Below are 13408 nucleotides of genomic sequence, written 5' to 3'. Positions count from 1 at the left end.
AGGAAAACCGACGTCATGAAGCTCCAGGACCTCGACATCATCATCACCGCCCCGCCCGCGCCGGGCTGGGGCGGGCGCTACTGGATACTGGTCAAGCTGACCACCGCCTGCGGCATCACCGGCTGGGGCGAATGCTATGCCGCCTCTGTTGGCCCAGAGGCGATGCGCGCGGTGATTACCGATGTATTTCAAAGGCATATGGAGGGTGAGAACCCCGAGAATATCGAGCTGATGTTCCGCCGCGCCTATAGCGCGGGCTTCACCCAACGGCCCGACCTGACGGTGATCGGCGCCTTCTCCGGCCTCGAGATCGCCTGCTGGGACATCCTCGGCAAAGCCCGCAACCGCCCCGTCTGGGCCCTGCTCGGCGGCCGCATGAACGACCGCGTCCGCGCCTACACCTACCTCTACCCCCAACCCCAGCACGACATCGCCAGCTTCTGGACCTCGCCCGAGATGGCCGCCGAGAGCGCCAAGGCCATGATAGATAAGGGATATACGGCGGTGAAGTTCGACCCCGCCGGCCCCTATACGCTGCGCGGCGGGCATATGCCGGGGATGCGTGACATCAGCCTGTCGGTCGCCTTCTGCAAGGCCATTCGCGAGGCGGTGGGCGACCGCGCCGACCTGCTCTTTGGCACCCATGGGCAGTTCACCACCGCCGGTGCGATCCGGCTCGGCCAAGCCATCGCGCCCTACCAACCCTTGTGGTACGAGGAACCCATTCCGCCAGATAATGTGGCTCAAATGGCCGAAGTGGCGCGGGCGGTGGGGGTGCCGGTGGCGACGGGCGAGCGGCTCTGCACCAAGGCAGAATTTGCCCCCGTGCTGCGCGCCGGGGCGGCCTCGATCCTGCAGCCGGCGCTGGGCCGCGCCGGGGGCATCTGGGAGGTCAAGAAAATCGCCGCCATGGCCGAGGTATATAACGCCCAGATGGCGCCGCATCTCTATGCCGGGCCGATCGAATGGGCGGCCAATATCCACCTCGCAACATCGATCCCTAACCTCTTGATTGCAGAGACAATTGAGACGGATTTCCACCGTGATCTGATCAAGGGAAGCCTGCAGATGGACGGCGGTTACATTCTGCCGCCCGAGGCGCCGGGACTGGGCATCGACGTCGATGAAGAGCTCGCCCGGGCGCATCCCTACAAGGGCTCTGGCCTGCATCTGGAGATGCAAGAAGCGCCCTGCGACTACGAGCGCGGCAATGCCTTCCAAGGGGGCGCTGCCACCGAAAAATGACCTGTCGGTGACACGTCGGTATTGCGTCGGCAACGCGACTGTGGCCCGGATCGCCCCTCAGACCAAGGCGGGCGATCCCTGACAGCCGTCGGATTTTGGGTATTTGAAACCAGAAAGAGGCAGGCGCGGCGCGGTCCTCTCAGGGGCCGCGCCAAGCCGTCAGGGCAGCAGCCCGAGCCAGAGCCAGGCGGTCAGCACCGTGAGCCCGGTGGCCAAGAGCACGCTCGACGCCACCACGCGTTTCGCGCGGTCATACATATTGGCGAAGAGATAGGCGTTGATCCCCGGCGCCACCGACGCGGTGATCACCGCCGAGCGGGTGGCCTCGGTCGGCAGGCTGAGGGTTTGGGTGAGCCCATAGGTGATCGCCGGATGCAGCCCCAGGGTCAGCACGATGACGCAGGCGATGAGCCGCAGATCGCCCTCGGGGCGGTATTGCACCAGCACGCCGCCCAGCCCGAAAAGGGCTGCCGGAAGGGCTGCGCGCCCGATCAGTTCGAGCCCCTCCCAGAGCGGGCCGGGCAAGGGCAGACCGGTGAGATTGACCACCAGGCCAAGCCCGATGCCGATGATCATCGAATTGGAGAACATCGCCTTGAACACCCGTTTCACCACCTGCCCCACCGGGGTGCCGCGGGCGCGGACCATCTCCATCACGGTGATGCCGACGCCGTAGCAAAAGGGTGAATGCAGCGCGATGATCGCATAATTGGCGGTGAGCGCGTCCATCCCATAGGCGCGTTCGGTGATCGGCAGGCCGAGCAGCACCGAGTTGGAGAAGAGACAGCAAAACCCCACCGCCACCGCGTCCTCGATGTCGCGGCCAAAGACTTTCCAGGTGATCAGCAGACCAACCACAAAGGCGACGACGGCCCCGGTGTAAAAGCTCGTCATCAGCCGCCATTCGAACCCGGCCGAGAGGTCGAGCCGCGCGATGGCCACGAAGAGCAGGCAAGGAATGGCAAAACCCTGGGCAAAGCGCATCAGCCCTTCGACATTGACCGCCGCGACCCAGCCGCGCCAGACCGCGAGATAGCCAAAGCCGATGACCACGAAGATCGGCAGGATAACGTCGAGAAGTGCCTGCATGACCTAAACCTTCTGTGTCAGCACCATGCCGTCATAGGCCGGTCTGATCCAATCGGGCAGCTCGTCGCAGAGCGTCTCGTAATCCATATCCACATGCATATTGGTGAGCACGCCCTGTTTGGGCCGCGCCCGGTGCATCCACTCGAGCGAGCGGGCGAGATGGGCATGGGTCGGATGCGGCGTGCGGCGCAGCGCGTCGAGGATCCAGACATCGAGCCCCTCGAGCAGCGGCCAGACCTCTTCGGGGATCTCCGAGACATCGGGCAGATAGGCCAGCGCCCCGATGCGAAAGCCCAGCGCGTCGATGCCGCCATGGGCGACCTCGAACGGGGTGAGCGTGATCGTGCCCCCGGCCCCGTCCACCGCGATATCGCCGTCGATGGCGCAGAGGTTGAGGATCGGCGGATAGGGCGAGCCCTTGGGCTGCACGAAGGCATAGCCAAAGCGCGCCAAGAGCGCGTTTTGCGTGTCGCCATCGGCCCAGACATCGAGCCGCGCGCCCCGGTTGAACACCACCATGCGCAGATCGTCGAGCCCGTGCACATGATCGGCATGGGAATGGGTATAGACCACCGCATCAAGATGGCCGACCCCGGCATCGAGAAGCTGTGAGCGCAGATCGGGCGAGGTGTCGACCAGCACCCGGGTCATGCCCTCCGGCCCCTCCTGTTCGATCAGCAGCGAACAGCGGCGGCGGTGGTTGCGCGGGTTTTCCGGGTCGCAATCGCCCCAGAGCCCGCCGAGCCGCGGCACGCCGCCGGACGAGCCGCTGCCCAGGATGGTAAAGCGCTGTGTGCCGCCCTGCCCGCTCATGCGGCGGCCTGATAGGCTGCGGCCTTGGCGAAGAGCCGGTCGAAATTGGCCTGGGTCTGCGCCGCGAACTCGGCCCAGTCGAGACCAAAGACCTCGGCGCCCTTTTGGCCGGTGTGCACGGTATAGGCGGGCTCGTTGCGTTTGCCGCGATGGGGCGGCGGCGCGAGATAGGGCGCGTCGGTTTCCAGAAGGATGCGGTCGACCGGGGCGGCGGCGAAAATATCACGCAGCTCCTGGCTGCGCGGGAAGGCGGCGATGCCCGACATCGACAGGTAGAACCCAAGGTCGAGCGCCGCCCGGGCGAGATCGGGTCCGGAGGAAAAGCAATGCATCACGCAGGAATAGGTGCCATTGGCATGTTCCTCGCGCAGGATGCGGGCCATGTCCTCGTCCGCGTCGCGGGAATGGATGATGAGCGGCAGCCCGGTCTCGCGCGCGGCGGCGATATGAATGCGCAGGCTTTGCTGTTGCGCCTCGGCGCTCTCGGAGGTGTAGTGATAGTCGAGCCCGGTCTCGCCGATGCCGACGAATTTCGGGTGTTTGGCCAAGCTGAGCAGCTCGTCCAGCGTCGCCATCGGCTCGTCCGCGACGGACATCGGATGGGTGCCCGCGGCATAGAAGACCGGCGCATGGGCCTCGGCCAGGGCGCGGACCGCGGGTTCATTGCGCAGCCGCGTGCAGATCGTCACCATCCGCGTCACCCCGGCCCGCGCGGCGCGGGCCAGCACGTCGTCGAGCTCGTCGGAAAGTTCGGGGAAATCAAGGTGACAATGGCTGTCGGTGATCTGGATCTGGGTCATCGCGGCCTCGGCTTGCCGCCGCCCTCATCAGGCAGCGGTGTCTTGCAGTTTAAACACCGTATCCAGCACCAAGGCGGCAGGGTCAAGGTTCACCGCGCGGCCATGACGGGCCCGGGCGCCGATCCCTTGCGCACAGCTGGCCCAGGCGCGGGCGGCGGCGGCATGGGGGGCGAGGCGCAGAAAGGTCGCGGCTTCGTCGGGGGCCGCCTCGGGCAAGAGCGCCTGCCCCATGGCCCCGGTCCGTGCCAGCCGCGACAGCGCCGTGTCAAAGAGCGTGATCAACAGGTCGAGCCGCTCTTCGGCGCCGCGCTGGGCGGCGGCCTCGGCGAGGCGCAGGGCGCGCGGCCGGTCGAGCCGTGGCAGGCTGCCGAGGATGCCGATGAGTTCGGCATAGATGTCGAGCCCGCCGAGATTGCCGAGCCGCAGCGCCTCGCCCACCGAACCGGCGGCCAGCGCCGCCAGCGCCTCGGGGCGGTCGGTTTCGGCCCCGGCCTGGGTCAGCGCCTCGGCCATCTCCTCGGGCGAGAGCGCGCCGAGCCGCAGCTCGCGGCAGCGCGAGCGGATGGTCGGCAGGAGGCGGGCGGGCTGATGGCTCACCATCAGGATGGTGGTGCGGGCGGGCGGCTCTTCGAGCATCTTGAGCAGCGCGTTGGCCGCCTGCACGTTCATCTCATCGGCGCTGTCGATGAGCACGACCCGCGCCCCGCCCTCGGTGGCCGAGAGCTGGAGAAAGCGGTTCAGCTCGCGCACATCCTCGGCGACGATCATCGGTCGCAGACGGCCAGTGTCGGGATTGACGCGGCGGGTGATGTGGTAAAACCCCGGCTCGGACCCGGCGAGAAGCCGCGTGGCGACAGGGTGATCGGGGGGAATGGCGAGGCTCTCGGGCGGGGGTGGCGCGCCAAAGAGACCATCCTCCGCCCCCGGCGCCGGGGTGGCCAGCAGGAAGCGGGCGATCTGCCAGGCGAGCGTCGCCTTGCCGACGCCGCGCGGCCCGGTGATGAGCCAGCCATGGTGCAGCCGCCCCGAGGTGAAGGCGTCGAGAAAGGCCCGCTGGGCCGCGTCCTGGCCGATCAGCCGCGCGGTTTCGCGGGGGTGCGGCGCGCCTTCGACGCGGTCGGGCTGGGGCGCATCGTCGCTCATGTCAGGGCCGCGTCGGTGAGCGTGGCGATTTGACCTGCCACCGCGTCAATCTCGCCCGCGCCATCGACCACGCGGATACGCTCGGGATGGGCCTTGGCCAGATCGAGAAACCCGGCGCGCATCCGGCGCTGCCACTCGATGCCGCGCCCCTCGAACCGCTCTTCGCCGCCCTGCCGCGCCAGCGCACGGGCGAGGCCCACCTCCGGGTCCATGTCGATGAGCAGGGTCAGGTCCGGCTCGCGTCCGATCATCAGATCGTGGAGCTGATCCACCAGCGCCCGCATCTCGGCACTGGCGAGGCCCTGGTACATGCGGGTGCTGTCGGCAAAGCGGTCACAGATCACCACCTCGCCCGCCGCCAGCGCGGGCAGGATCACCCGTTCCATATGGTCGCGGCGCGCGGCGGTGAAGAGCAGGATCTCGGTCTCGGGCGACCAGCGGTCCCCGGCCCCTTCGAGCACCAGCTTGCGGATGTCCTCGGCCCCCGGCGAGCCGCCCGGCTCACGGGTGAGCCGCACGCTCAGGCCGCGGGCCTGCAGATGGTCGGCCAGACGGCGCACCTGGGTCGATTTGCCGGAGCCGTCGATGCCTTCGAAACTGATGAATACCCCGGCGCGTCCGGCGCTCAAGACGCGCCCTCCGCCGCCGGGTCTGCCGGGCTGGCCTCGGGGGCCGGACCCTTTTGCAGCCGCCCGAGCAACAGCCCGGTCACCGTCTGCAGCCGCGCCGAGAACCCGCCGCGCGCCACCGAGGCTGAGGCCACCAGCGGGATGCGTGTTTCGGGCAGACCTTCGGGGGCAAAGACCAGCTCGGCGAGCTTGTCGCCTTGCTTGACCGGTGCCTCGATCGGCCCGGTATAGACCACCTCGGCCTTGAGCGGCCCGGCCGACATGGCGGGCATCAGCGTGCGCACATCCTCGGCGGCCTCGAGCCCGACGGTCGTCGCATCGCCCATCCAGACCTTGGCCCGGGCCAGCTCGACCCCGCCGCGCACCACCTGCTGTTCGGCGAACTGGCGGAAGGCCCAGTTGACGATGGCCTCGGCCTCTTCGGCACGCGCCTCGGCGCTGGCCAGACCGGAGATGACAAAGATCACCCGACGGCCGTTCTGCACCGCCGAGCCCACCAGCCCATATCCCGCCTCGGCGGTATGCCCGGTCTTGAGCCCATCGGCGCCGATCCCCAGCCCCAAAAGCGGGTTGCGGTTATAGCGGTTCTGGCTTTCCTTCTCGTCAAAGAGGAATTCCTCCTCGGCGAACATCGGGTAGAATTCGGGGAAATCCTCGATGAGCTTGCGGGCCAGCAGGCCGAGATCGCGCATGCTCATCCGGTGGCCCGGCGCGGGCCAGCCGTTGGAATTGGTAAAGGCCGAATTGGTCATGCCCATATTCTGCGCCCGGCGTGTCATGAAGCGGGCAAACCCGGCCTCGGTGCCATCGGGGCTGAGCGATTCCGCCAGCACCACACAGGCGTCATTGCCCGAGAGCACAATGATGCCGCGCAGAAGATCCTCGACCGAAACCCGCTCGCCCGCCTGCAAAAAGAGGGTCGAGCCGCCATAACGTGCCGCATGGGCCGACACCGGCAGCGTCTCGGTCATCGACAGCCGGCCGTCGCGAATGGCCTCGAAAGTCACATAGAGCGTCATCAGCTTCGACATGGAGGCTGGCGGCAGCGGCTGATCGGCGTTCTTCGCCAAGAGCACCGTGCCCGTCCCCACATCCACCACATAGGCCGCGGTGGCCCGGGTATCAAAGGCGCGGGCGGCCTGGGTCAGTCCCAGAGCCAGGCCAAGCGCCAACAAGAGCGAAAGGGCGATGCGGGGCAATAGGGTCATATCAACAGGTCCGTCCGGGGTTGGTGTCTCAGTTACTCACGGCATAGGCATCGTCAAACCCGATGCCCTGGATTTTCTTCAGCAAAGCGGCACGCTCGCTCTCGGTGCTCGCCGGGCCGACGATGACGCGCCAGAAGGTCTTGCCCTTGGAACTCTGTTCGAGAACCGTCGGTACCATCCCCGCCTGCCGCATCGCGGTGGCGGTGTTGTTGGCGTTGTCCTCGACGCTAAAGATGCCGATCTGCAGGTAAGGCTTGCTCAGCTTCGAGCCGCCCGAGGCCGGTTTCGGCGCGGCGGCGGGGGCCGGCGCGGCCACCGGTTTCGGCGCGGGCGCAGCGGCCGGGGTGATGGCGCTGTCGCCCGCCTCGGCCTCGGCCTTGTCGATGGCGGCGGCGGCCCCGGCGATGGGATCGAGCGCCGTGGTCTCGACCGTGTCGGCGGCGAGCCCGGCGGCAGCGGGATCGGCTGCGGCCCCGGCCTCGGGCGCGGCCTCGCGGCGCAGCGCCGTCACGTTAAGCTTTTGCGGCGATCCGGCCAGCATGCCAAGGGCTGCGGCGGCGTCCGAGGACACCTGCAGCCGCGGCCCGGGATTGGCCCGTTCGCGGCGGAACAGCGCGCCGATGACAAACTTGCCATTGCCCGCGTGGCGAATGATCACCCGCTCGGGCTCTTTCACGTCGGGATGCGCCACCCAGACCCCGCCGAGCGACGGCCGCCCGTCCCAGAGCCCCTCATCGGTGACTTGGAACACCTCGGGTGCCTCGACATCGCGCTCGACCAGCCGCACCGAAGAGGTGCTCGCCGTGCCGCTCTCGGCGGCGGCGTCGGGGCGTTTCTTGAACGGGTTGTTTTCGCCCAGGCCCTGACAGCCCGCCAGCGCAAGTGCCGCGACGCTTGTCAGCATCAAGGCAGAAGCCCGACGCGCGTTTGTCTTGCTATAAATACTCATGCCTCACCGACCCTTGCCTGTTTGCAGCGCCGCTCGGCGCCGCCATCCCTCATGCTCACTGTTGCGGCCCGGCTGTGCCCCGGGTTCAATCGTTACAGGCGCGGTCATTGCCACGCAGGGGCAATGTAGCGAAACGCCCCTCGCATGGAAAGGACATCGGGCGCGGGTCGGCAAAAATCCCCGTGATTTCGCATCTTTCAGAATCGCGCCACCCGGTGTAGCACCGCTCGGACCGGAGGAGTGGCAGAGTGGTCGAATGCACCGGTCTTGAAAACCGGCGTGGGTTCACGCCCACCGTGGGTTCGAATCCCACCTCCTCCGCCACGTAGATTTTCCCTGATATCCACCGGACCGCCCCGCCCTACTTCCGGAACAGCCGGGCCAAGAGGCTGGGCGGTTTGGGGTCGTTTTGGGCGGCGAGGATCTTGTCGACATAGGCCTGATGTTTCCGCCGTCCTGCGTCGGGGTCCTCGGCGAGGTTGAGCCATCGGGTGGTCGACACATCGAGAAGCCGCCAGCCGGTGGCCGCCATCAGGCGCAGCGCGGCGCCGGTGGCCGCGCCTCGGGCATGGATGCCGAAACTGTTGGTCCGGGCCAGCCCGTTGAGCGAAAACTCAAAGGTGAACCCCTCGCCGATCACCACGCCCCAAAGCGGGTCGGTCCAGTCGGTGTCGGGAAATATGTCAGAGATCTGGCGGCGGATCTCGGCCTCGCTGCCCATCGGCGGTGGCGTCCAATGGTCGGCAAACTCTGCCACCCCCTCTGCATCCATGCGCAGCGGGGTGTCGGCGGAAAAAACGATCAGATCCCAGCTCATCTCGGGCCCTCCACCGTACAGAATAGCGCAGTGCCGCAATCAGGGCCAATTGTTACTGATTTACCGCAGTTTCGCCGCAATTTTTCCGCAGCACAGGAAGAGATTGCGTCTGTGCACCAATGCAGAGAGTAAGGGGGTACATAAAAGTCATGTGCGATTTCATCCTTGTGTGTGCCAATTCAACTCTTGGGGACACCATGCACTTCCACCACAAAAGCTTTCTCGCCGCCGCGCTGACGCTCGGCCTTGCCACGCCCGCCCTCGCCGCGCCCGCCTTTGAGGTCACCCATGACGGGGTGATCGACGGGACGCAAAGTTTTGGCAGTTCATACTATATGGACGAGCTCGAACTGCGGATCACCAATCCGTCCAGTTTCCTCGCCCAGATTTCGGCTATGAACATCCAATCGACCAACAATATCGCTCTCTTTCTTTATAATGAGGGTGAGTTCACTCCCGCAGATTACTGGCAGAACAATCTCGCGGTCACCTCCGGCTATCTGCCAGGCCTGTCCGGGGCAGGTGCCTATCCTGAGGGCAATTACATCCTCGCCGTGGTCGGGAATTTGCCGGGAAATACAGGCACCTACACCCTGGGCCTCATTGGCGCTATCCTCGGCTGGGGACCGACGCAGCAGCAGCTTCTTGAAGAGATGCAGAGCGCCGGGATCACCTTGGGCCGTCTCGCGCTGCGGCAATCGGCGGGCAACACCTCGCAGGGCGCGCGCGGCTCTTTCGTGGCCCGCGACCTGCAATCGCCGCTCAGCTTTGGCGATTTCGAGGATGGCGAAGCGCCGGTGATCTCGACCAAGAACGGTCAGCTGATGGGCAATGTCTATGCCTGGGTCAATTTCAACGGGTTCATCGCCCGTGGCTCGGCCAATGATTACAGCGGCAGCGGTGTGCAGCTCGGCGCCGATATCTCGGTCAGCCCGAACATGGTGCTCGGCCTGTCGCTCGGTCATGACGATCTCAACGCCAACACCGCCACCACCTCGACCAGCGGCGATTTCACCTATGTGCAGCCCTATCTCGGCTATCGCTCGGGCGCGTGGTCGGGCGAGCTGGCGCTGCTCTACGGGCAGGCCGACTACAAACAGACGAGCGCCGGTGGCGTCGGCCGCGCCGACAGCGATGTCTGGGCCCTCAGCATCGCCGCCCAGCGCGACATCGCGCTGAGCGATATGCTCACCTTCACGCCGATGGCCTCGGCGCGCTATGGCGAGGAAAAGATCACCGGCAAATCCGGCACGCTGGCCGGCACCGGCTCGACCACGGTGGATTACAGCGAGCTGTCGCTCGGCGCGCGCTGGACGCGCTCGGTGCGCGACACGCTGGTCTATACCGGGTTGCATCTCGACTATGTCACCACCGACGCGCCCGCGGCGCTGGCGGGCGGCGGCTATGATCCTGATGGGCTGAGCGGCCGGGTCGAGCTTGGCGGCGCCTTCCCGATCACCGCCAACGGCGATCTGATGATCGGCGCGGAAATGGGCGGCATCGGCAGCGAGCTGACCAATTACAGCGGCCAGATGCGCTTTGTCTTCAGCTTCTGAAGAGGCGATGAACGGATAGGAACAGGGCGGCCTTCGGGTCGCCCTTTTTCATGTGGGTAAGCGCATCACAGGGCCGCGGTGCGGCGACCAAGCCCTTGCGTCCTGACGCTTTATCGCCGCCACGTCAGCCTGCCCTCGTCACCGCATGGCCCGGCTGCCAAATCGCCGTGCCGGGGGGCGGCCCGGCGATGCGCGGCGGGCTTCGCCCTTGTTCCGCGCTGCGCGTCTCAGCGCCTCAGAGCACCAACCGCACGAAGATCAACGCCAGCCCGCCGAAAAACAGCCCCGCCCGCAGCGCCCAGCTCCGTTTCGAGATGATCGCATGCGACATGAGACCCAGCCCCAGCCCGATCTGCAGCGCCGCCAGCACCGCCGCCAGCGGCGTCTCGGCCAGCGCGATGAGCGACGGGTTGGCAATCATCGCCAGCGGAATGACATAGAGCCCGAATCCAAGGCTCATCGCCGTCAGCGCCACCTTGAGCCAGCTCTCGCCAATCATCCCCGCCGCGATGAACACCGCGCCGCAGACCGGCGGCGTGATCGTCGACAAGAGCGCGAACCAGAACACGAAAAGATGCGCCTGCAACGGTGCCAGCCCAAGCTGCGCCAGCGCCGGACCCGCCACCGAGATACAGATCACATAGGCCGCCGTCGTCGGCACCTCCATCCCGAGGATGAGACAGGCCAAGGCGGTGAGCAAGAGCGCCGGCCAGAGCATCCCCCCCGATCCCGACAGGATCAGCGAGGTGATCTTGACCCCCAGCCCGGTGACCGACAGCACGCCGATGATGATCGAGGCACAGATGATGATCGCCGCGATCATCGACACCTGCCGCGCGGCGGTCAAAAGCGCGGTCTCGAACCGGCGCACCGTGTCGCGCCACGGGTTGAGGCCACGACCGTTAAAGATCAGCAGCACAAAGCCCGTGAGAATGGCGAGGCTCGCGGCATATTGCGGCGTCACCCCGACCCAGAACATGCCCAGGAGTAGCACGGCAAAGGGCACCGCGAAAAACGCCGAGGTCACCACCACATCGCGCAGCGCCGGGCGGTCTTCGGCCGCCACGCCGCGCAGGTCCATGCGGCCCGCATAGGCGTTGACCCCGACCCAGACCGCGAGGAAATAGAGGATGGCGGGCAACAGCGCCGCCGCCATGATCGAAGTATAGGGCACGCCCGTCAGCTCGACCATGACAAAGGCCCCGGCCCCCATCAGCGGCGGCATGATCTGGCCGCCCGACGAGGCCACCGCCTCGACCGCCGCCGCCAGCCGCTTGGGATAGCCGAGCCGCGTCATCGCCGGCAGGGTGATCGCCCCGGTCGAGGCCACATTGGCCGAGGCCGAGCCCGAGATCGAACCAAAGAAGGCCGAGGACAGGACCGACACCTTGGCCGCCCCACCCTTGAGCCGCCCGGCGGCAGCCGAGGCGAGGTTCATGAACCCCTGCCCCGCCTCGCCCGCGTTGAGCACCGCGCCAAAGATCACGAAAATCGCCACCACATTGACCGAGACGCCGGTGAGACTGCCCCAGAGCCCGCCCTCGGCAATGGTCAGCGTGCCCAAAAAGCTCGCCAGCGGCGTGCCGGAATGGCCGAACTCGCCGGGGATATGTTGACCAAAGAGGCCATAGAGCAGCGCCAGCAGCGCCACCAGCGGCAAGGGCCAGCCGATCGCCCGCCGCGCCGCCTCGAGCACCACGCCAAGAAGGACAAAGCCCACCACGGTCTGAAACGGCGTCTCGAGAAACCCGTATTGATCGATGAGCGCTTCATGCGACAGCGCCACCCAGAGCGACGCCGCCACGCCAAGCCCCATCAGCGCCACGCCCGACCAGCGCATCCAGCCGCTCTGCCCCGGCACGATGAGAATGAACGGCAGCGCCAGCGCCAGATGCAGCGGGCGGCTCACCAGATTGGGCACCAGCCCGGAAAAGATCAGGCCAAGATGAAAAACGACCAGCCCGAGGGCCAGCAAAACGGGAACCAGGCGCATGACGGGGCTCATCTCATTCTCTGGGAATATTCTGGGAATCGTGTCTGGGAATCGTGCTGGGGACGTCTTTAGCGGTCAGCGCCTCGGGAAAGAAACGACCCCGGCGTGACGGGCACGCCGGGGCCTTTGTCCAAGGCTGGCACAGATTACATCTGCGCGTCGCTAAGCGTGAAACCGGCTTCTTTATAGTAGCGGATCGCCCCGGGGTGGATCTGGCCGGTGATGGTCTCCATCAGCGCCTGATCGACGGCAAGCCACCAAGGCGCGGACTCGCCCATCGCCTCGCGCTGCTCCCAGAAGGTCTTGGTCAGCTCATAGGCCACGTCGTCGCTCATCTTGGTGGTGGCAAAGGCCACCACGGGCAGCGACGTGGTCACGATATCGGCATCCTGACCGGCATAGGTGCCCGCCGGGATGACCAGACGGGTGCGCTTGGTCTCGGCGATCTGCTCGTCGGTGAGCGACAGAATGTCGACCTCGGTGCTCGCCGCCGCCTCGATCACGTTCGGCGCGGGATAGGACCCCGCCGTCACGAACCCGTCGATCTGGCCGTTCTTGAGCGCCGCAACCGCGTTCGACAGCTCCACCTCGGCCAGCTCGACCTTGCCTTCAAGCCCGAACATCTCGAGGTATTTCTGGCCTTCACGCGCCCCGAAAGAGCCCTTGCCCAGCAGGATCGTCTTGCCTTCGAGATCGGCAAAGCTTTCGACACCGGCGGATTTGGCGGTGACGAAATGCATGGTCAGCGACGGGATCGGAAAGAGCGCGCGGATCTCGTCAAAGGACGGGTCCGACTTGCCCTCGAACATCGCCTTGCCCTCTTGCGCCAGACGCACCAGCGCCGGCGGCGTGGTAAAGACGTAATCGGCACCGCGCGCGCGCACCTCCATCACGTTCTGCACCGAGCCTTGGCTCTCCTCGACCGTGACGATGACATTGCCCTCGGTCCCGGCCTTCATCGCCTCGGCGATCTGCACGCCCATTTGGTAATAGGACGAGCTCGATTTCGCGGACTTGTAGGTCACACGTTCCTGCGCCTCGGCCTGGCCGCCTGCGAGACCGGCGGTCACGGCCAGCGCCGCCGCCGCGATGGTTGCGGTAAATTTCATGACATCCTCCCTGGATCATCAACCAACTTAGATCGGGGCTGTCTTACAATGGATCTG

General features: G+C 66.4%; 12 protein-coding genes and 1 tRNA gene. 3 read left to right on the top strand and 10 right to left on the bottom strand.

Annotation, left to right across the window (positions count from 1 at the left end; genetic code table 11):
• The first annotated feature begins 15 nt into the window (after positions 1 to 15).
• Positions 16 to 1245: a mandelate racemase/muconate lactonizing enzyme family protein gene (locus WA237_RS05600; protein ID WP_336096973.1), complete on the top strand. Its 1230-nt coding sequence runs from the start codon at positions 16 to 18 to the stop codon at positions 1243 to 1245.
• Positions 1246 to 1404: 159 nt separating this feature from the next.
• On the opposite strand, the gene WA237_RS05595 is transcribed toward WA237_RS05600, so the two are convergent.
• From WA237_RS05595 to WA237_RS05565, 7 genes are read right to left on the bottom strand one after another with little or no spacing between them, the layout of a single operon-like run.
• Complete coding sequence (locus WA237_RS05595; protein WP_009812196.1) at positions 1405 to 2334, bottom strand: AEC family transporter; 930 nt, start codon at positions 2332 to 2334, stop codon at positions 1405 to 1407.
• Positions 2335 to 2337: 3 nt separating this feature from the next.
• A complete protein-coding gene (locus tag WA237_RS05590) occupies positions 2338 to 3147 on the bottom strand; it encodes an MBL fold metallo-hydrolase (protein ID WP_336096972.1) in 810 nt (269 codons plus the stop codon).
• On the bottom strand, positions 3144 to 3947 hold the full coding sequence (locus WA237_RS05585) for a TatD family hydrolase (protein WP_336096971.1): 804 nt from the start codon (positions 3945 to 3947) through the stop codon (positions 3144 to 3146). The genes WA237_RS05590 and WA237_RS05585 overlap by 4 nt, the downstream gene beginning before the upstream one ends.
• Positions 3948 to 3974: 27 nt before the next feature.
• Complete coding sequence (locus WA237_RS05580; protein ID WP_336096970.1) at positions 3975 to 5090, bottom strand: DNA polymerase III subunit delta'; 1116 nt, start codon at positions 5088 to 5090, stop codon at positions 3975 to 3977.
• Complete coding sequence (gene tmk, locus WA237_RS05575; RefSeq protein WP_336096969.1) at positions 5087 to 5719, bottom strand: dTMP kinase; 633 nt, start codon at positions 5717 to 5719, stop codon at positions 5087 to 5089. Before tmk ends, WA237_RS05580 begins: the two co-directional genes overlap by 4 nt.
• Complete coding sequence (locus WA237_RS05570; protein WP_336096968.1) at positions 5716 to 6927, bottom strand: D-alanyl-D-alanine carboxypeptidase family protein; 1212 nt, start codon at positions 6925 to 6927, stop codon at positions 5716 to 5718. Before WA237_RS05570 ends, tmk begins: the two co-directional genes overlap by 4 nt.
• Positions 6928 to 6955: 28 nt before the next feature.
• The gene (locus tag WA237_RS05565) at positions 6956 to 7876 is read right to left on the bottom strand and encodes an SPOR domain-containing protein (RefSeq protein ID WP_336096967.1); all 921 of its coding nucleotides are present in this window, start codon (positions 7874 to 7876) and stop codon (positions 6956 to 6958) included.
• A gap of 234 nt (positions 7877 to 8110) precedes the next feature.
• Here WA237_RS05565 and WA237_RS05560 point away from each other — a divergent pair.
• Positions 8111 to 8200 (top strand) — tRNA-Ser (locus WA237_RS05560).
• Positions 8201 to 8237: 37 nt separating this feature from the next.
• On the opposite strand, the gene WA237_RS05555 is transcribed toward WA237_RS05560, so the two are convergent.
• Complete coding sequence (locus tag WA237_RS05555) at positions 8238 to 8693, bottom strand: hypothetical protein (RefSeq protein ID WP_009812208.1); 456 nt, start codon at positions 8691 to 8693, stop codon at positions 8238 to 8240.
• A gap of 197 nt (positions 8694 to 8890) precedes the next feature.
• Between WA237_RS05555 and WA237_RS05550 the strand changes: the two genes are divergently transcribed.
• Entirely contained in the window at positions 8891 to 10249 is a 1359-nt protein-coding gene (locus WA237_RS05550) for an autotransporter outer membrane beta-barrel domain-containing protein (protein WP_336096966.1), read from the top strand.
• Between the two features lie 235 nt (positions 10250 to 10484).
• Here WA237_RS05550 and WA237_RS05545 read toward each other — a convergent pair whose 3' ends face one another.
• Positions 10485 to 12242: a TRAP transporter permease gene (locus WA237_RS05545; RefSeq protein WP_254655626.1), complete on the bottom strand. Its 1758-nt coding sequence runs from the start codon at positions 12240 to 12242 to the stop codon at positions 10485 to 10487.
• 146 nt (positions 12243 to 12388) lie between these two features.
• Positions 12389 to 13351 (bottom strand): TAXI family TRAP transporter solute-binding subunit, encoded by a 963-nt coding sequence (locus WA237_RS05540; RefSeq protein ID WP_336096965.1) that lies wholly within the window; start codon positions 13349 to 13351, stop codon positions 12389 to 12391.
• Positions 13352 to 13408: the final 57 nt, after the last annotated feature.

This window comes from Roseovarius sp. CH_XMU1461, from assembly GCF_037027165.1.
GTDB classification, from domain to species: Bacteria; Pseudomonadota; Alphaproteobacteria; order Rhodobacterales; family Rhodobacteraceae; genus Roseovarius; species Roseovarius nubinhibens.
Note: the sequence above shows the minus strand (reverse complement) of the source record. Positions and strands in the feature narration are given on the sequence as shown.